Genomic DNA, 18532 nt, shown 5'->3' on the forward strand with positions numbered 1-18532 from the left:
GTGCATCCGAAAATGGAAAAGGGCCCGGCGGCCAATGCCGCCGGGTGTTTTGGTGTCCGAGGATCAGAAGATCTTCGAGAACTGATCGATGTTCGATGCGTCGTAGACGAAGGGATCCGCCATTGCGGCTTCCCCGGTATCGCCGATCTTGATCTTGCCCATGCGGCCGGCTTCGATTTCCGAACCCGGAGCACCGTCGGTGTCGCCCTTGACCAGGTGATAGGCGATCTGGGTTGCCGAATAACCGAGGTCGATCGGGTTCCAGATGGCGAATTCCTTGGTCGCGCCGGACTTGATGGCGCCGGCCATTTCCGAGGGAAGGCCGAGGCCCGTCACGTAGACGTCACCGATCTTGCCCGCATCCTTTACAGCCTGGGAGGCCGCGAGAACGCCGACGGTGGTCGGAGCAACGATGACCTTCACGTTCGGCGAGGACGACAGCAGGCCGTTGGCTTCGCGGTAGCTCTTGTCGGCGAGGTCATCGCCGTAGACCGTGGTCACCAAGTTGAGGCCGGGGAAGTCCTTCAGCTGCTTCTTCATTTCCTCGATCCAGATGTTCTGGTTGGTCGAGGTCGTGGTGGCCGACAGAATGGCGAAGTCACCCTTGCCTTCCGGCAGGTGGTCGGCGGCAAGCTTGAGGCACATCTTGCCGATCAGCTCGTTGGAAGACGGGTTCAGGTGCATGATGCGGCCTTCCGGAGCAACGCCGGAGTCCCACGAGATGACCTTGATGCCGCGCTGGGCAGCCTTCTTCAGCGCCGGAACGACCGCATCCGGGTCGTTGGCGGAAATCGCGATGGCATCAACGCCCTGCGCGATCAGCGAGTTGATGACTTCGATCTGGCCTTCGGCAGTCGTGGACGTCGGGCCGGTATAGATGATCTCGACGCCGCCGAGTTCCTTGGCGGCTTCCTGCGCACCCTTGTTGGCCGCCTCGAAGAAGCCGTTGCCGAGCGACTTGACCACGAGCGCGATCTTCATATCGGCGGCACTTGCGGCTGAACCCATGGCCATGGCGGCAAGGGCGACGCCTGCGAGCAGTGTCTTGGCTAGTTTCATTTGATATTCCTCCCAGGTTGATGGACTGCTTGAACTCCCCACGCAGCCGCGCCTCTCATGCGACCGACGTGGTATCCTCCTTCTCGGTCGAGGCCATCGGCTTGACCGTTATGAGCTTTATGCCTGAATTGGTGACCATCGCGGCCGCCTCCTCCGGAATCTTGTCATCCGTGATGATCGTCGAGACATTCTCGAGCGAACACAGGATCAGGCTTGAACGCCGTGAAAACTTGCTGGAATCGACCATGACGATCAGCTCTTCGGCCTGCCGGACCAGCTTCTGCTCGCTCTGGATCACCAGCGCATCCGATTCCATAACGCCGAGCGCGTTGATGCCCTGCGCGCCGATGAATATGCGGCGAGCGTAGAAATTGCGGATCGCGTCGTTGTCGAAAGGCGAAAGGATCAGACTCTGGTCGCGATAGATCGCGCCGCCGGGAACCGAAACCGTGCATTTCGAATTTTTCACCAGATGCTCGGCGATGGCGAACGAATTGGTCATGACCTGCAGACGGCGGGCAGACATGAAGTGCACCATCTGGAAGGTGGTCGTGCCACCATTGATGATGATCGAATCGCCTTCTTCGCAGAGATCGACGGCTGCGCGCGCAATTGCGCGTTTCTTATCGATGTTGACTGATTCCGACACCCTGAACGGCCGCGCCGCGAGATTTCCAAGCTGCGGAGGATGCACCGCCTCGGCGCCACCGCGCACCCGGCGCAGCTTGCCCTGCACATGAAGCGACGCGATATCCCTACGGATCGTGGCCTCGGAAGCCTCCGTCAGCTCAGCGATATCCTGCACGGTGATGACCGGCTTTTCCTGGATCGCGCTTAAGATAATACGATGTCGTTCGCGTTCGTGCATGGGCTCCTCCTGAGCTTAATTTATTCGCATTGCTTTTATGTTGTCAATCAAAAACGATCAAAAAAGATAATATTGCACCGCACAATGAACATTTATGATCGAAATTGATTGACAACTATCGGATCGATGCGCGATACCGTCGACCAGAAGGAGATGGGCCGCTCAGTGAAGCGGTCCATGAATCGACACGCAAGGGAGGAAGCAATGACGGGCCAAACCCGCCTTCTCGAAAACCGTTGGGACGACGCTCACGCTGCAAAGCTCGATGAACCGGGCAAGCTGCTCTATCGCTCCAATCTGCTTGGCGCAGACAAGCGCATCACCAATTACGGCGGCGGCAACACCTCCGCGAAGGTGCTCGAAACCGATCCGCTCACGGGCAATCAGGTCAGCGTCATGTGGGTGAAGGGCTCCGGCGGCGACGTCGGCACCATCAAACTCGACGGCTTTGCCACCCTCTACATGGAAAAGCTCGAAGCGCTGAAGAGCATCTACAAGGGCGTTCACGACGAAGACCGCATGGTGGGCTTCCTGCCCCATTGCACCTTCAACCTCAACCCACGCGCAGCCTCGATCGACACGCCGCTGCACGGTTTCGTGCCGTTCACGCATGTCGACCACATGCATCCGGACGCGATCATCGCGATCGCCGCTTCGAAAAACTCGAAGGAACTGACCCAAAAGATCTTCGGTGAGGAAATCGGCTGGCTGCCCTGGCGCCGCCCGGGCTTCCAACTCGGTCTCGACCTCGAAGCCTTCGTCAAAGCCAATCCGAAGGCAAAGGGCGTTGTGCTCGAAAGCCACGGCCTGTTTACCTGGGCGAACGACGCCAAGGAATGCTACCTGCTGACGCTCGAAATTATCAACAAGGCGATCGAATGGTTCGCCAGGGAGACGGACGGCAAGACGATCTTCGGCGGCGCAGTCGCCAAGAGCCTGCCGGAAGCAGAACGTCGCGCCATCGGTGCACGGCTGATGCCGGAAATCCGCGGCCGCATCGGCAAAGCTGAGCGCAAGCTCGGTCATTTCGACGACCAGCCGGCGGTTCTCGAATTCGTCAATTCGAAGGACCTGAAGCCGCTGGGCAGCCTCGGCACATCCTGCCCCGACCACTTCCTGCGCACCAAGATCCGCCCGCTGATCGTCGATTTCGACCCGGCCAAGCCGGATGTCGATGCCATCATCGCCGGGCTCGACAAGGCTCTCGAAGATTACCGCGCCGACTACACGCGCTATTACGAGACCTGCAAACACGACAATTCGCCTGCCATGCGCGATCCGAACCCGGTCATCTTCCTGGTTCCGGGCGTCGGCATGCTGTCCTTCGCCAAGGACAAGGCGACCGCCCGCATCGCCGGCGAATTCTATGTCAACGCCATCAACGTGATGCGTGGCGCCTCGACGGTCTCCGAGTATCAGGGCCTGCCGGAACAGGAAGCCTTCGACATCGAATACTGGTTGCTTGAGGAAGCCAAGCTCCAGCGCATGCCGAAGCCGAAGTCGCTTGCCGGCCGCGTAGCCTTCGTCACCGGCGGCGCCGGCGGCATCGGCCGGGCAACGGCTGAACGGCTGATGTCCGAGGGCGCCTGCGTGGTGCTCGCCGACATCGACGCCAACGCACTGTCCGACACGCTTGCCGATTTCTCCAAGCGCTACGGCGCGGATGCCGTTCGCTCCGTCACTCTCGACGTGACGAAGGAAGAGGCCGTCGCTTCGACCTTCGCTGAAGCCTGCGTCGAATTCGGCGGTGTCGACATCCTCGTTTCGAATGCCGGAATTGCCTCCTCGGCACCGGTCGAGGACACCACGCTCGCGATGTGGAACAAGAATATCGACATTCTGGCGACCGGTTACTTCCTCGTCTCCCGCGAAGCGTTCCGCCTGTTCCGCCGTCAGGCGATCGGCGGCAATATCGTCTTCGTCGCTTCGAAGAACGGCCTCGCCTCCTCGCCGAACGCCTCGGCCTATTGCACCGCCAAGGCGGCCGAGATCCATCTCGCCCGTTGCCTTGCGCTGGAAGGGGCAGACGCCGGTATCCGCGTCAACACCGTCAATCCTGACGCCGTCCTGCGCGGCTCCAAGATCTGGAACGGCGAGTGGCGCGAACAGCGTGCGGCTTCCTCGAAGATCGAGGTCACCGATCTCGAGGAGCACTACCGCAAGCGTTCGATGCTGAAGCTCAATGTCTTCCCGGAAGACATTGCGGAAGCGATCTACTTCCTCGCGTCCGATCTCTCGGCCAAGTCGACCGGCAACATCATCAACGTCGATGCCGGTAACGCCCAGAGCTTTACGCGCTGATCGACAGCCATTGCCTGCTGCCGGCGCTCCCAAGGCCGGCGGCGGGCCCCTCGCGGTTTGGAGAGTTGCAACGTCTTTGACGCCGCCTCATGGTTGCGCGACGTTGCAGGGAGGATGATATGACAGAACAGAAGATCGCCGCCGACGTGATTTCGGCCGAGAACGAAAAGCGCGCCGGCGCGCTCAAGTCCGACTATGCAGCCCTTGGCGAAAAGCTCGCCCGCAACAATATCGACATCGACGCCGTCACGAAGCAGGTCGCCGAGTTCTTCGTCGCCGTTCCCTCCTGGGGTGTGGGCACCGGCGGTACGCGCTTTGCCCGTTTTCCCGGCCTCGGCGAGCCGTGCAATATCTTCGACAAGCTCGAAGACTGCTCGGTTATCAACGAACTGACCCGCGCCACGCCGACGGTTTCGCTGCATATTCCGTGGGACAAAGCGGACCCGAAGGACCTGAAGGCAAAGGGCGATGCGCTCGGCTTAAGCTTCGACGCCATGAACTCCAACACCTTCTCCGACGCGCCGGATCAGACTCATTCCTACAAGTATGGCTCACTCAGCCATGTGGATGCGGCAACCCGCGCGCAGGCCGTCGAGCACAACATCGAATGCATCGAGCTTGGCAATGCCATCGGCTCGAAGGCGCTCACCGTCTGGATCGGCGATGGTTCGAACTTCCCGGGGCAGTCGAACTTCACCCGACAGTTCGAGCGCTACCTCGCCTCCATGGCCGACATCTACAAGGCTCTGCCGGAAGACTGGCGGCTGTTCTCCGAGCACAAGATGTACGAACCGGCCTTCTATTCGACGGTCGTGCAGGACTGGGGCACCAACTTCCTGATCGCCCAGACGCTCGGCCCGAAAGCCTTCTGCCTCGTAGACCTCGGTCATCACGCCCCGAACACCAATATCGAGATGATCGTCGCCCGCCTGATCCAGTTCGGCAAGCTCGGCGGCTTCCATTTCAACGATTCGAAATACGGTGATGACGACCTCGACGCCGGCTCGGTCGAACCTTACCGCCTCTTCCTCGTCTTCAACGAACTCGTTGATGCCGAGCATCGTGGCGTCAAGGGCTTCCACCCGGCCCACATGATCGACCAGAGCCACAATGTCACGGATCCGATCGAGAGCCTTATTTCCAGCGCCAACGAGATCCGCCGCGCCTATGCCCAGGCGCTTCTGGTCGACCGAACGGCACTGGAGGGCTTCCAGAGCGATAACGATGCGCTGATGGCGACGGAAACGCTGAAGCGCGCCTATCGCACGGATGTCGAGGCGATCCTGGCCGAAGCTCGTCGCCGCGCCGGCGGCGCCATCGATCCGGTCGCCACCTATCGCGCCAGCGGCTACCGCGCGCAGGTCGCCGCGGAACGGCCGGCGGTCAAGGGTGGTTCGGGCGGCATCGTCTGAGGCTTTTCTCATCTCCCGAAGATCTGCCTGCGCAGGCAAGCAAGAACAGACGCCGGTAGCCCTGTTGCCGGCGTCTTGCGTTTAGGGGCTTTCTCATGGGTTCCTGCAGGCGGCTGCGAAAGTGTTACTCTTCTGTGACAGAAGCCGCATTGGTCTCTGGACAAGATAGTGGATGTCATCCACTATCTTGGTGCCGGCGACGGTCAAAAGGCCGCGCGGCAGATAGCGACGATACCAGAAAACAAGGGGAACCTATGTCGCAAGCCTCTATGCCTCCCAACGTGGTGCTATCGGTGCGTCATCTGACGGTCAGTCTGCCTCCCAAGATGGAACGCGCCCACGCAGTCCACGATATTTCCTTCGATCTCAATGCCGGTGAAATCCTCTGCATCATCGGTGAATCCGGCTCAGGCAAGTCAGTTACCGCCAATGCCATCATGGGCCTGCTCGCGCCCTCCATCAAAGTGACCGGCGGGCAAATCCTGTTCAAGGGCATGGATATCATCGCCACGCCCGAAGAAAAGATCCGCCCCTTGCGCGGACAGGCCGTGTCCATCATCTTCCAGGACCCTCTCTCCGCCCTCAACCCGCTGATGACCATCGGCGACCAGATCGCCGAGGTGATGCAGGCCCATGGCGTCGGCACGCCCGAAACACGTACCGCCCGGGTGCTTGAATTGCTCGAAGAGGTCGGCCTTCCCGATCCGGCGCTGATGCGCCTGCAATATCCCTTCCGTCTTTCCGGCGGCCAGCGGCAGCGCGTGATGATCGCCATGGCACTGGCGCTCGATCCCGATGTCCTGATCGCCGACGAACCGACAACCGCACTCGACGTCACAACGCAGGCGCAGATTCTGGAGCTCATCCGCAAGATCCAGCAGCGCAAGAACATGAGCGTGATGTTCATCACCCATGATTTCGGAGTGGTGGCGGAGATCGCCGACCGCGTGGTGGTGATGGAAAAGGGGATACTGGTCGAACAGGGCAAGGCCGACGACGTGCTGACCCGCCCGTCGCATCCCTATACCCAGCGCCTCGTGGCCGCGGTTCCGCGCATGCGTAGCGATGACCGCTCCATCGCAGAGGAAGCGCCTGTCGTGCTGCAGGTGGAAAACCTGAAGAAGGAATACCGCACCACCGGAACGTTCCTCAGCAAGGGCCGCACCGTGAAAGCCGTCAATGACGTGAGCTTCGTCATTCACAAGGGCCAGACGCTCGGCGTGGTCGGCGAAAGCGGCTCGGGCAAGTCGTCCCTCGGACGCGTCCTGCTCAAGCTGCTGGAACCGGACGCCGGGCGTATCCTCTTCGACGGACGCGATGTCGCGAGCATGCCGGAAGAGAGCTTCCGGCTTCTCAGGCCCTATATCCAGATGATCTTTCAGGACCCCTTCGCGTCGCTCAACCCGCGTCACACGATCGGACGTATACTGACGGTCGGACCGATTGCCCATGGCCTCGCCGTCCACGAAGCGAAGACCAAAGCCTTCCGCCTGCTGAAGCTGGTCGGTCTCGACGAAGCGGCCTTCGACCGTTTTCCGCACGAATTCTCCGGCGGCCAGCGCCAGAGGATAGGCATCGCACGCGCGTTGATGTTCGATCCTGTCCTGCTTGTCGCGGATGAAGCCGTCTCGGCGCTCGACGTGTCCATCCAGGCCCAGATCCTCGAATTGCTGGCCCGCGTGCAGAAGGAAATGAAGGTCGCGATGATCTTCATTACCCACGACCTGCGCGTGGCAAGCCAGATCTGCGACAACGTGATCGTGATGTACAAGGGAAGCGTGGTGGAGCACGGCCCGCCCTCGAAGATATTCCGGGCACCCGAGCACGAGTATACGCAGCGGCTGGTTTCAGCCATCCCAGGAGCAGACTGGGAACCGGCCGCGAAGATGGCCGAAGCCTGACGGGTTGATCCCCAAGGGCATTCACCCGAGACACACCGTTTCCGCTCTCAGCAAGGGAAGCGGTTTAGCCTTGGCCACGATAGAAAAACGCGAAAGAACCGGCTGGATCATCAAGGAATCCGGCGGGTTAGCGGTTGCATTCAAGACTTTCCAAACAGGTGAAAAAATTTCCTGTCAGTCGGAATAATATAGTTGCATTCATCCACTATTTGCCCTTTCCTATTCATCACAGTGACACATGACATGGCCGGACGGATTTCCCCGGCAACCCGACGTAAACACGGGTTGCCGATGGGTTTTCTCGTTCATGAGAAAACAGGAACATAATGCCGAAACCACCTGTAAAGCCGCCAACCACCGTCAAGGAGATCGATCTCGATGTCCTAGGAGATACGCTGAGCTTCTACATCCGAGCGCTCAGTCTGGCAGTTTCCCGGGATCTCGACGAATGTCTGAACGGTCTCGACGTGGCCAAGGGCACGGGGAAGATCACAACGCTCCTTCTCGTCGACAGCCATCCGGGCATCAGGCCCTCCGTAATCGCCCACCTCACCATGAAGGACCGGTCGGCAATGGGGCGGATCATCGATCAAATGGAAGCCCATCATCTTCTCCGACGCGAAACGTCCTCCGAGGACAACCGTGCCCAGGAACTCTACATCACCGAGACCGGTGCAGCACTCGCCGTGAAGATCCGCGAACTCGTTCCGAAACAGTCGCGCGAGTTCTTCGACTTCATCCCGGAAAACGAACAACAGCAACTTATGGACATATTGCGGCGCGCCTACCGCCGCATAGTGGGGCTTAGCGAATGACAAACAAGATCGAAAGGCGCGTCGCGCTGATATCGGGCGCCAGCAGGGGCATCGGCGACCATGTGGCAGCCGAACTGTTCCGGCAGGGATGGGCGGTATCGCTCGGCATGCGCAACCCCGCCATGCCAGCCTGGGCCGGTTCCGGCGATGCGGCAGATTTCGTGCATCTTGCGGAATACGACGCCAACGACACCGGGGCGGAAGCCCGCTGGGTCGAAGACGCAATGCAGTGCTTCGATCGGGTCGATGCGATCATCGCCAATGCCGGCATCATGATCCCCAAGACGGTGATCGAGGCGGAAGACGAGGACATCGATGCGATGCTCGCCGTCAACGTCAAGGCGCCGCGGCGTCTTGCAAAGGCCGCCTGGGAGCCGCTCTGCGAAAGCGGTCAGGGACGTGTCATCATCCTCGCATCGCTTTCCGGCAAGCGCGTCAAGTCGGCGGGGTCGGGCAGCTACGCCGTCTCCAAGTTCGCAGCCGTGGCGCTTTCCCATGCGATCCGTCAGGCCGGTTTTGAAAAGGGCGTGCGCGCCACTGCGGTCTGCCCCGGCTTCGTAGCCACCGACATGGCGGCTGGGCTGACCGCCCGCCCGGCCGAACTGCTGACGCAGCCTGCCGATCTCGCCCGCATCATCGCCCTGCTCGTCTCCCTTCCGAACGAGGCCTCGGTCGCCGAATTCGCCATAAACTGCCAGCTTGAGGAGTCTTTCTGAGATGCCCGGTCCCTATGTCGTTCCCGTCCATGGCGATGATGAACTGCCGAAGGAGGTGGATGTCGTCGTGATCGGCGGCGGGATCATCGGAACGTCGACGGCGCTGGAACTGGTCGATAGCGGTCTGCGCGTCGCGCTCTGCGAAAAGGGCGGCATCGGCCACGAGCAGTCGAGTCGCAACTGGGGCTGGGTGCGTATTTCCCGCCGTGACCCGCGCGAAGTGCCGCTGATGGCGGAATCGCTCAGGATCTGGGCCGATCTCAATCGCCGCACCGGCCGCGAAACAGGCTTCAAGCGATCCGGCATCGTCTTCACCTGCGCCGACGAAAAGCAGTTCGAGGAGCATGCCAGCTGGAACCGCAATCTGGAGGGTTACCAGATCGAATCCCGCATGCTGAGTGCTGCGGAGTTCAAGGCAAAGTATCCAGACTCCAACATGAACATTGCCGGCGCTCTCTATACCGCCGGCGACTGCCGCGCCGAGCCGCAGCGGGCGGCACCGGCGATTGCCGAGGCAGCCCGCGACAGAGGTGCCCATATCCTCACCGAATGCGCAGTGCGCGGCCTGCAGCTTTCCGCAGGCCGGGTCTCCGGTGTCGTGACCGAACGCGGGGAAATCGCCTGCAAGGCCGTGGTTCTCGCCGGCGGCGCATGGTCCAGCCTCTTCCTCGGCAATAACGGCCTCGACCTACCGCAGCTCAAGGTGATGAACTCGGTGCTCAGGACTAAACCGCTGGAGGGCGGACCGGAGGAAGCGCTCTGGTCGAACGGATTTGCCATCCGCAAGCGGCTGGACGGCGGCTACACCATCGCCGACGGCTTCCAGAACATCGTTGACATCGTGCCCGCCTCCTTCCGCTATGCCACGAAATTCCTGCCCGCACTGGGACATGAATGGCGTTCGCTCCGCTTCCGTTTCGGTGGAAGGTTCTATGACGAGTTCCGCATGCCCCGCCATTGGGCTCTCGATGAGCCCTCCCCCTTCGAATACAATCGCGTTCTCGATCCGATCCCCTCGAAGGCAATGACCGACAGCGCGCTCGCCAAGCTGGCGAAGGCCTTCCCTGTATTCGAAAAGGCGGAGATCGCGCAGCGCTGGGCGGGCATGATCGATGTCACACCGGATGCGATCCCGGTGATCGACGCTATCGACGCCATTCCCGGTTTCCATGTCGCTACCGGCTTTTCCGGTCACGGTTTCGGCATCGGCCCGGCGGCCGGTCGATTGATGGCAGACATCGTGACCGGACGTCCGCCGCTCGTCGAACGTGAAAACTTCCGCTTCAAGCGGTTTTCGGACGGATCGAAGATCGAGCTGATCAGCGGCTTCTGACAGGTTTTGGCCGGCGGCATCGATGTCGCCGGCACCGGAACAGGCGGTGAAGAGGGTTCACCGCCTTGCTGCGAAAACTGCCCGGAGAGGCAGCGCAGAAATGCAAACTGACGTTTCATCCAATCCAAGAACAAGGGGAACTGACATGTCTGACCAAAACAACCCATTCATGAAACCGACCCGCCGGCAGGCGCTTGGCCTGATGGCTCTGGGAGCCTCGGGGCTCGTTCTTTCCGGCATGCCCGGCATGGGCAAGGCTCTCGCCGCCCAGCCGAAAACCATCAAGGGCCAGCTTACCGTCGGCTTCTCGCAGGAACCGACCGTCTTCAACCCGCATATGCCGCATATCGAGGTGGATGAGGGCATCCATTTCAGCATTTTCGACACGCTGTTTTCCGTCGATCCCGAGGGCAAATTTGTCGCCGCCCTGGCGGCCGAGGTGCCAACCGTCGAGAATGGTGGAATTTCCGCCGACGGCCTGAGCTGGAAGGTCAAGCTGCGCGACGACGTCAAATGGCACGACGGCAAGCCGTTTACGGCCGAGGACGTCAAGTTCACCATCGAGCTCTTGGTCGATCCCAATTTCCGCAGCTGGCGCAAGACCGGCCACGAACTGGTGCGCGACCTGACCGTCGTGTCGCCGACCGAGATCACCTGGCGCATGGAAAAGCCCTTCGCGCCCTATCCGTCCATTCTCGCCTCGACCTTCATCACACCAAAGCACATTCTTGGCGCGGAAGCCGACAAGAACACGGCCGCCTTCAACAACGCCCCCGTCGGCACCGGTCCGTTCAAATGGTCCGAGCGCGTTGCCGGCGACCATATCCTGCTTGAAGCCAATGCCGACTATTTCGGCGATGGCCCCTATGTCGAAAAGCTGATCTACAAATACGTCCCCGACCTCAACGTCATGTACACCCAGTTCAAGACCGGCGATATCGACGTCGTCGGCCTGCAGTGGATCACGCCTGATCATTACGACGAGGCGAAGGCGCTCGAAGGGAAAGCGGTCAACGTCGTGCCGGGCTCGACGATCGAATCCTTCACCTTCAACATGGAACGCCCGCAGTTCAAGGATCCGGCCGTGCGCGAGGCGCTCTACCACGCCATCGACAAGCAATCGATCATCGACGCGCTCTATTATGGCCTGCCCTCGCCGACCGAAAGCTACGTGCCGCAGCAGTCCTTCTACTTCAATCCGGACCTGCCGAAACACGAATACGATATCGAGAAGGCCAAGAAGCTTCTCGATGATGCCGGCTGGGCTCCTGGCGCCGACGGCATCCGCGCAAAGGACGGCGTGAAGCTTTCCTTCACCTGCTCCACGACCGCCGGCAACCATATCCGCGAACAGGTGCAGCAATACATGCAGCAGTCGTTCAAGGACCTCGGCGTCGAGATGACCATCTCCAACCTGCCGCCGGCCGTCATGTGGGGCGATTACTGGATGTTGTCGAAATTCGACACCGTCATCGTCGGCCTCGACTTCCTGACCGGATCGGACCCGGATACCTCCGATTACTTCCGCTCCAATTCAAGCCCTGCCAAGGGCGGCGCCGGCCAGAACACGTGGCAGTTTGCCAATACGGAAGTGGACGACCTGCTGACCAAGGGCGGAGAGATCTTCGTGCCGGAGGAACGCAAGGCGGTCTATCTGAAGATCCAGGAAATCATGCGCAAGGAACTGCCGTTCCTGCCGCTCTTCCAGTATGCGACCGTTCGCGGCCACAAGCAGGGCGTCGAGAACGTCGTCCCCAACGTCAACGTTCGCATCGACACCTGGAACGTCGCGACCTGGCGCTGGGCCTGAGGCTGAAGACACGGCCGGCGCCGCATTGGCACCGGCCACGGAACATCGACCGGCCGCACGACACGCGGCCGGCCTGACGTGTCCCTCGGCGTGACCCGGAGCCCGCACATGCTGTCCTACCTTCTTCACCGGCTGTGGCAGAGCTTTGTGCTCTTGCTGCTCGTCTCGGTCATCGGATTTGCCATCCTCAACCTCGCACCCGGCGGGCCGTTGTCGCAATATGCGCTGACCCCCGGCATGACCCGCGAGGCGCTCGACCGCATCGCCCACCAGATGGGCCTCGACCGTCCCTTGCCCATACAGTACCTCGACTGGATCTGGAGGCTGCTGCAGGGCGACTGGGGCAAATCCTATCGCGACCAGAGACCGGTTCTGGAGATCATCTCCGGCCACCTGTTCGCCACCCTGCTGCTGATGGTCTCCTCGACGGTGATCTCGATCCTGATCGGAACATGGATCGGCATAAAGGGCGCAACCAGTCGCTATTCGATCTTCGATTATGCGGCGACCGTCGGCGCGATGATCGCCCTTTCGATCCCGACCTTCTGGTTCGGCCTCGTCGCCATATACGTCTTCTCGCTGAAGCTGAGATGGCTGCCCGCCGGCAACATGTACACGATCGGCAACGGCTCGTTCTATGACTACGCGATCCATCTCGTGATGCCGAGCCTGGTGCTGGCGCTGGTCAACATCGCGGTGTGGAGCCGCTACATGCGAACGGCCACCCTGGACGTCATCAACCAGGACTTCGTGCGGACGGCCCGCGCCAAGGGGCTGAAACCCAACAGGGTGCTGATGAAGCATGTGGTGGGCAACGCCCTGCTTCCGATGATCACCCTCGCCGGCCTGCAGCTTCCGACCATCCTCGGCGGCGCGCTGGTCACCGAAACGGTGTTCACCTGGCCCGGCATGGGGCGCCTGTTCCTCGACAGCCTCGGGTACCACGACTACCCGGTCGTGATGGGGCTCCTGATGTTTTCCGCCATTCTCGTTCTGCTCGGCAGCCTGATCGCCGACCTGCTGGTCGCCTTTGTCGATCCGCGCATCCGCCTCGGATAGGAGACGCACCATGTCCGCTACGACGCTTCCCTCCCCGGACCTCGCGCCGCGTTCCCGCTGGTGGAACAACCGCACCGTCCGCCGTTTCGCCCGCCACAGACTGGCCGTCATCGGCCTCTTGATGATCACGGTGCTCATCATCGCCTGCGTGGCCGGGCCTTACCTCCTGCCCTATGACGAACTCTATATCGACCTCAGAGCCCGTTTTGCGCCACCGTTCACCGGCTACCACATCTTCGGCACCGATCCTCTCGGCCGCGACCTCGCAGCAAGGCTCTTCAACGCCGGTCGCATCTCGCTGCTGGTCGGCTTCTTCGCCATGGTGCTGTCCACGGCGCTGGGAACCGTGATCGGCATCATCGCGGGATATTATGGCGGCCGTCTCGGCGCGATACTGATGCGCCTCGTCGATGCCTTCCTCTCCTTCCCCAGCATCTTCCTGCTGCTCGCGCTTGCGGCCTTCATCAAGCCGAGCCCCTTCATGATCACCGTCATCATCGCGGTGACAAGCTGGATGGAAATTGCCCGTCTGGTGGAAGCGGAGGTCCGCTCGCTGCGCGAACGCGACTTCGTGCTCGCCGCCCGCATGCTCGGCCTTTCCAACACCTGGATCATGTTCCGCGAACTGCTGCCCAACGCCATAGGCCCGATCATCGTTGCCGCGACGCTGACCGTCGCCCGCGCCATCCTGCTCGAAGCCTATGTCAGCTTCCTCGGCTACGGCATTCAGCCGCCTCTGCCAAGCTGGGGCAACATGCTGAATGGCGCCCAGCAATATCTCGACAGCGCCCCTTGGCTCGCCATCGTTCCCGGCATCGCAATCACGCTTGCGGTGACCAGTTTCAACTTCATCGGCGACGGGCTGCGCGATGCCCTCGACGCCCGCAGCGACCTGAACTGAGGGGTTCCGATGACCACGTTTTCTCCCTTCGACGTGACGCTGTGGTATGCAACGGCTGCCGCCGCACCAAAAACCGAACCGCTGGAAGGCCGCGTGCAGGCAGATGTCTGCATCGTCGGAGCCGGCTATACCGGCCTGACGACCGCTCTTGAGCTCGCCCGGGCCGGCGTCAGGGTCGTGCTGCTGGAGCGCGCGGAAGCTGGCTTCGGCGGTTCCGGCCGCAATGCCGGCCACTGCACCCCCACCTTCACCCATTACAGCCTGCCGGAATTGCGCACCATGCTGGGCGAACCCTGGGCGGAACGTCTGATCGAGCGCCAGACGCGGGCAAACGACCGCGTTTCCAGCATGATCCGCGACTACCAGATCGACTGCGAATGGGTGCAGAACGGCTATGTCATGGGCGCGCCCTACAAGGGAGCGCTTGCCGGCCTCGACAAGAAGGTCGAGACCTACAATGCCGTCGGTGCCCGCACCCGGGTCCTCGACCGGGACGAGGTCGAAGCCATGACCGGCAGTCCGCGATTTTATGGAGGCTGGCTGCACGAAGAAGGCGGGCATCTCAATCCGCTCGGCTATGCGCGCGGCCTCGCACGCGCCGTCATGCAGGAAGGCGGCGTCATCCACACCGGCTCTGCGGTCATCGCCTGCGACCGTAGTCCGACGGGCGGCTGGTCCGTGAAGACGGACAGGGGTGAGGTGATTGCTGACAAGGTGATCTTCTCCACCGGCGCCTACACCGTGGGCGGATGGCAGAAGCTCGACCGCACTTTCAAGATCCAGAAGGTCTTCGTCGCGGCGACCCAGCCGCTGGACGAGGAGACACGCAAATCAGTGCTGCCGAAAAACACCACGATCCACGACGGACGCGGCGACATCTACGTCTACAAGTACAATGCCGAGGGACGTATCGTCGCCTCGATGTTCCCGATGGGTCGGCGCGGACGAGACATGGCCTATACGCGGCAGGTCATGAGCGACCGACTGAAATGGCTGCATCCGCAAATCAGGGGAGAGATCCGCTGGGACTACTTCTGGTTCGGCGAACTCGACATGCAGTACCGCACGGTCCCGCGCTTCTATTCCCTCGCCCCTGGCGTGGTGGCGCTGACGGGTCTGTCTGGACGCGGGGTTCCGACCGGCTCCATGCTCGGCTCCATCCTGTCGGAATGGGCGCTCGGCAAGCCGGAAAACGAACTGGCCCTGAAACTCGAACCACTGACGGAAGCGCCCTTCTACATGAGCTTCGGCCCGGCCATGACGCTGCGCTACTACCGGATCAGGGACAATATCGCAGCGAAGCTTTCCGGCGCACCGCTACCGCCACACGCCTGAGCGTTTTCATCACCATGCGCCATGGCGGCGGGAGCTCAACTTCCGCTTGCTATACCGATTGCACCGAAATAGGAAACCCGCAATGACCATGCAGATTTTCAACATTTCCGACGACATAGACCTGACGCCCGGACTGCCGGCAGATGGCCGTGACGGCGGTTCCTACAGGCGTTCCATCTGGCAGGATGACGTCGAAAACGGCACCATCGTCGCCGTCTGGAAGGCAGCACCCGGGACTTACAGCTATCCGGGCCGTGACCTTGAGGAGACCTTCGTCGTTGTGGAAGGCGAGGCGTTCTATTCACAGGAAGGCTCGGAACCGGTGAAGATCGGACCCGGCTCCATCGTGCGCGTCGCCAAGGGTGTTGCGAGCCGGCTGGAGATCCTCTCGACCTTCCGCAAGCTCGCGACCGTCGTGCCCAAGCCCTGACGGGCAACACAGCCTGACCGGACTTTTTAGCACCGGTCAGGCCGAACTCCCCCGCTTCTACTGACCGACGATCGCGTCGATTTCCTCCTTGAGGAGAGCGGCATAGTGCTCGATCACGCCCGGCGTCAACTTTGCACAGAGCAGCGTAAAGCTGAGAGCCGCACCCGGTTTTTCTCCTGGAAGCATGATCGGCATCGCCACCCCGGCGATTCCGGGGATGAGTTCACCGATATCCACCGCATATCCGCGCGTACGTGTATCGGCGATCAGCTGGCGAACCTTCTCTTCCGTCAGGTTGCGATAGGCTCCGTAACGCTCGATATTGGCGCGGATGATATAATCCTGCTCGTCTTCATCAAGGAAGGCGAGCATCGAAATCGAGCCCGGCCCGGCCCCGAGCGGCACGAAACCACCGATGGAACCCGTCAGAGTCGGCACGATGCATTCCCCATCGCGCCTGTCCAGACAGACCAGATCGTGGTTGAATCGGGCCATCAGGTGAGTGGTATCACCGGTGCGACGGCGCAGTCTCGACAACGCCACTTCGCACCGGCTGATGATGCCCGGACCGCGGGCTGCGCGCACCCCGTAAATGGCCATTCGGGCGCCTAATCGATAGCGCCGCTTCTTGTCGTCCCGCGCCAAAAGTTTGTGTCCGACCAATGTGTTAAGGATACGGTGACAGGTCGCCGTATTGAGCCCGGAACGGGCTGTCAGTTCCTTCAGGGATATGCCCTCGACACCGCCGTCGGCGACGAGATCGAGGAGGATAACGGCACGGTCGAGCAGCTGGGCTCCTCCTGTGGGGGATACGACGATCTCGGACATGAAATCTCACATTATGAAAAAAGAATAATGGATAACTTGTATAATGAGAAAAATACGTCTTCAATGATGAAAATTGGATCGCTACATGGAAATGCACAATTTCTAGGCGACCCAATCTCCGCATCCGCGAAAGCCGAGGGCTGAAGCGGCGCTGCTTCTAGCAACAGCGCCGGAAGGCGCATATTTATCCAGGGGAACTAAATGACAAAAATCAAGAAACTGACTGTTTCGGCTGTGGCGCTCGCCGCCATGTTCGCCAGCGGCGCTGCCGTCGCCGGCACGCTTGAGGATGTGAAGTCCCGCGACAAGCTGATCGTCGGTGTGAAGAACGACTATCCGCCCTACGGCTTCCTCAACGACAAGGGCGAGATCGTCGGCTTCGAAGTTTCCCTTGCCAAGTATGTCGCCAAGGAACTGCTCGGTTCCGAGGACAAGATCGAACTCGTCCCGGTCGTCGCCGCCAACCGCATCGAATTCCTGACTGCCGGCCGCGTCGACGCCATCTTCGCCACCCTCGGCGTGACCGCCGACCGCGACAAGGTCATCGACTTCACGACGGAATACGTATCCGCTGCCGGCCCCTCGGTCCTGATGGCCAAGGAAGCCACGATTTCCAAGTGGGAAGAACTCAAGGGTAAGCCGGTCTGTGGCATCCAGGGTTCCTACTACAACAAGAAGATGACCGAGGAATTCGGCATCAACCTCGTCGCCTTCAAGGGTCAGCCGGAAGCCTATCGCGCGTTGAAGGACAACCGCTGCATCGGTTTCGTCTTCGACGACATGACCCTCCAGCAGAAGCTCAAGGAAGCCGACTGGTCGAACTACAAGATCGCCGTTGCTCCCTATGAATTCCTGCCGATGGCCGGCGGCATCCGCGAAGGCGACGCCGAATTTCAGGCTGCCGTCAACAAGGCTATCGAAAAGGCCGAAGGCGAAGGCAAGCTCATCGAGTGGGAAACCGAATTCGGCATGCCGCACTCCGACTATATTGCCGAGCGCGCCAAGGCCGCCGCGGCAAAGAAGAACTGACGGACACGGAGCGGCCCTTGTTTGGTCTCGATTATTCCTGGCTCGCGGACCCAGCCTACCAGCAATGGCTGCTTACCGGTGTCATCAACACACTGAAACTGGCGGCGCTCTCATCGAGCGCCGCGATCCTGATCGGCTTGCTCGGCGCCCTTGGCCTGACGCTGCGGATCTTCTGGCTCGACGCATTGATCGAGCTCTTCGTCGAGGTGTTTCGTAACACCCCGCCGCTTCTGCAAATGCTGTTTGCCTACTTCACCCTCTCGACGCTCGGCCTCAAGGTAACCGATCCGTCGACGGGTCTGTCGGTTCCGTTGCTCAGTGCTTTCGCCTGCGCCTCGATCTCGCTCAGCCTGTTTGGCGGAGCGCTGGCCATCGAAACCTTCCGCTCGGGCATCGAAAGCATGCCCCGGTCGATCATCGAGGCGGCCCGGTCCCTCGGCTATGGCCGCTGGGCCCGGTTCTGGCGTATCGAAGCTCCAATCGCCACCCGCATCTGCCTGCCCGGCCTGACAAACATCCTGACGAACCTGTTCAAGACGACGTCACAGGCATCCGTCATCACCGTACCGGAACTGATGTACTACGCCGGACAGATCTACAACGACACCTTCCGCACGCTTGAGATGATGATCCTCCTGCTCTTCATCTACGTGGTGCTGGTGTCCATCATCACCTTCGCGATGGCAAGGCTCGAAGCCTTCATGGCCTTCCCCGGCTACGGAAAGGGGCATTGAA

At 61.0% G+C, this 18532-nt stretch carries 16 protein-coding genes; 13 read left to right on the top strand and 3 right to left on the bottom strand.

What is annotated here, in order from left to right; genetic code table 11:
- Window positions 1-63 precede the first annotated feature (63 nt).
- Complete coding sequence (rhaS, locus tag NBH21_RS20090) at window positions 64-1059, bottom strand: rhamnose ABC transporter substrate-binding protein (RefSeq protein WP_112826960.1); 996 nt, start codon at window positions 1057-1059, stop codon at window positions 64-66.
- A gap of 55 nt (window positions 1060-1114) precedes the next feature.
- The gene (locus tag NBH21_RS20095; protein WP_250914324.1) at window positions 1115-1927 is read right to left on the bottom strand and encodes a DeoR/GlpR family DNA-binding transcription regulator; all 813 of its coding nucleotides are present in this window, start codon (window positions 1925-1927) and stop codon (window positions 1115-1117) included.
- A 204-nt stretch (window positions 1928-2131) separates the two neighbouring features.
- On the opposite strand from NBH21_RS20095, the gene NBH21_RS20100 reads away from it, so the two are divergent.
- The 11 genes from NBH21_RS20100 (at window position 2132) to NBH21_RS20150 (ending at window position 15940) form a co-directional block, all read left to right on the top strand.
- The gene (locus NBH21_RS20100) at window positions 2132-4228 is read left to right on the top strand and encodes a bifunctional rhamnulose-1-phosphate aldolase/short-chain dehydrogenase (RefSeq protein ID WP_250914323.1); all 2097 of its coding nucleotides are present in this window, start codon (window positions 2132-2134) and stop codon (window positions 4226-4228) included.
- Window positions 4229-4347: 119 nt separating this feature from the next.
- Window positions 4348-5640 (top strand): L-rhamnose catabolism isomerase, encoded by a 1293-nt coding sequence (gene rhaI / locus NBH21_RS20105; RefSeq protein ID WP_250914322.1) that lies wholly within the window; start codon window positions 4348-4350, stop codon window positions 5638-5640.
- 254 nt (window positions 5641-5894) lie between these two features.
- Window positions 5895-7541: an ABC transporter ATP-binding protein gene (locus NBH21_RS20110; RefSeq protein ID WP_250914321.1), complete on the top strand. Its 1647-nt coding sequence runs from the start codon at window positions 5895-5897 to the stop codon at window positions 7539-7541.
- Window positions 7542-7867: 326 nt separating this feature from the next.
- Complete coding sequence (locus NBH21_RS20115; RefSeq protein ID WP_250914320.1) at window positions 7868-8356, top strand: MarR family winged helix-turn-helix transcriptional regulator; 489 nt, start codon at window positions 7868-7870, stop codon at window positions 8354-8356.
- Window positions 8353-9072, top strand: a complete 720-nt coding sequence (locus NBH21_RS20120; RefSeq protein WP_250914319.1) for an SDR family NAD(P)-dependent oxidoreductase — start codon at window positions 8353-8355, stop codon at window positions 9070-9072. The genes NBH21_RS20115 and NBH21_RS20120 overlap by 4 nt, the downstream gene beginning before the upstream one ends.
- A 1-nt stretch (window position 9073) precedes the next feature.
- The gene (locus NBH21_RS20125; RefSeq protein ID WP_250914318.1) at window positions 9074-10405 is read left to right on the top strand and encodes an NAD(P)/FAD-dependent oxidoreductase; all 1332 of its coding nucleotides are present in this window, start codon (window positions 9074-9076) and stop codon (window positions 10403-10405) included.
- Window positions 10406-10550: 145 nt separating this feature from the next.
- Window positions 10551-12215 (top strand): peptide ABC transporter substrate-binding protein, encoded by a 1665-nt coding sequence (locus NBH21_RS20130; RefSeq protein ID WP_250914317.1) that lies wholly within the window; start codon window positions 10551-10553, stop codon window positions 12213-12215.
- A 108-nt stretch (window positions 12216-12323) separates the two neighbouring features.
- Window positions 12324-13274: an ABC transporter permease gene (locus tag NBH21_RS20135; RefSeq protein ID WP_250914316.1), complete on the top strand. Its 951-nt coding sequence runs from the start codon at window positions 12324-12326 to the stop codon at window positions 13272-13274.
- A 10-nt stretch (window positions 13275-13284) separates the two neighbouring features.
- Entirely contained in the window at window positions 13285-14175 is an 891-nt protein-coding gene (locus NBH21_RS20140; RefSeq protein WP_250914315.1) for an ABC transporter permease, read from the top strand.
- Window positions 14176-14184: 9 nt separating this feature from the next.
- On the top strand, window positions 14185-15510 hold the full coding sequence (locus tag NBH21_RS20145; RefSeq protein ID WP_250914314.1) for an NAD(P)/FAD-dependent oxidoreductase: 1326 nt from the start codon (window positions 14185-14187) through the stop codon (window positions 15508-15510).
- Window positions 15511-15592: 82 nt separating this feature from the next.
- Window positions 15593-15940 carry a cupin domain-containing protein gene (locus NBH21_RS20150; RefSeq protein ID WP_250914313.1) on the top strand — a complete coding sequence of 116 codons (348 nt, stop codon included), beginning with the start codon at window positions 15593-15595 and terminating at the stop codon, window positions 15938-15940.
- 57 nt (window positions 15941-15997) lie between these two features.
- Here the strand turns inward: NBH21_RS20150 and NBH21_RS20155 are convergent, their stop codons facing one another.
- Entirely contained in the window at window positions 15998-16768 is a 771-nt protein-coding gene (locus NBH21_RS20155) for an IclR family transcriptional regulator (protein ID WP_250914312.1), read from the bottom strand.
- 201 nt (window positions 16769-16969) lie between these two features.
- On the opposite strand from NBH21_RS20155, the gene NBH21_RS20160 reads away from it, so the two are divergent.
- Together NBH21_RS20160 and NBH21_RS20165 are read left to right on the top strand one after the other, a co-directional pair.
- Entirely contained in the window at window positions 16970-17797 is an 828-nt protein-coding gene (locus tag NBH21_RS20160) for a transporter substrate-binding domain-containing protein (RefSeq protein WP_250914311.1), read from the top strand.
- Window positions 17798-17814: 17 nt separating this feature from the next.
- On the top strand, window positions 17815-18531 hold the full coding sequence (locus NBH21_RS20165; RefSeq protein WP_099061166.1) for an amino acid ABC transporter permease: 717 nt from the start codon (window positions 17815-17817) through the stop codon (window positions 18529-18531).
- Window position 18532 lies beyond the last annotated feature (1 nt).

This window comes from Ciceribacter sichuanensis (genome assembly GCF_024055605.1).
GTDB classification, from domain to species: Bacteria; Pseudomonadota; Alphaproteobacteria; order Rhizobiales; family Rhizobiaceae; genus Allorhizobium; species Allorhizobium sichuanense.

Bases quoted from the DNA above. Each gene is read 5' to 3' on its own strand.
- rhaS (WP_112826960.1), bottom strand. From the start codon at position 1,059: ATGAAACTAGCCAAGACACTGCTCGCAGGCGTCGCCCTTGCCGCCATG.
- NBH21_RS20095 (WP_250914324.1), bottom strand. From the start codon at position 1,927: ATGCACGAACGCGAACGACATCGTATTATCTTAAGCGCGATCCAGGAA.
- NBH21_RS20100 (WP_250914323.1), top strand. From the start codon at position 2,132: ATGACGGGCCAAACCCGCCTTCTCGAAAACCGTTGGGACGACGCTCAC.
- rhaI (WP_250914322.1), top strand. From the start codon at position 4,348: ATGACAGAACAGAAGATCGCCGCCGACGTGATTTCGGCCGAGAACGAA.
- NBH21_RS20110 (WP_250914321.1), top strand. From the start codon at position 5,895: ATGTCGCAAGCCTCTATGCCTCCCAACGTGGTGCTATCGGTGCGTCAT.
- NBH21_RS20115 (WP_250914320.1), top strand. From the start codon at position 7,868: ATGCCGAAACCACCTGTAAAGCCGCCAACCACCGTCAAGGAGATCGAT.
- NBH21_RS20120 (WP_250914319.1), top strand. From the start codon at position 8,353: ATGACAAACAAGATCGAAAGGCGCGTCGCGCTGATATCGGGCGCCAGC.
- NBH21_RS20125 (WP_250914318.1), top strand. From the start codon at position 9,074: ATGCCCGGTCCCTATGTCGTTCCCGTCCATGGCGATGATGAACTGCCG.
- NBH21_RS20130 (WP_250914317.1), top strand. From the start codon at position 10,551: ATGTCTGACCAAAACAACCCATTCATGAAACCGACCCGCCGGCAGGCG.
- NBH21_RS20135 (WP_250914316.1), top strand. From the start codon at position 12,324: ATGCTGTCCTACCTTCTTCACCGGCTGTGGCAGAGCTTTGTGCTCTTG.
- NBH21_RS20140 (WP_250914315.1), top strand. From the start codon at position 13,285: ATGTCCGCTACGACGCTTCCCTCCCCGGACCTCGCGCCGCGTTCCCGC.
- NBH21_RS20145 (WP_250914314.1), top strand. From the start codon at position 14,185: ATGACCACGTTTTCTCCCTTCGACGTGACGCTGTGGTATGCAACGGCT.
- NBH21_RS20150 (WP_250914313.1), top strand. From the start codon at position 15,593: ATGACCATGCAGATTTTCAACATTTCCGACGACATAGACCTGACGCCC.
- NBH21_RS20155 (WP_250914312.1), bottom strand. From the start codon at position 16,768: ATGTCCGAGATCGTCGTATCCCCCACAGGAGGAGCCCAGCTGCTCGAC.
- NBH21_RS20160 (WP_250914311.1), top strand. From the start codon at position 16,970: ATGACAAAAATCAAGAAACTGACTGTTTCGGCTGTGGCGCTCGCCGCC.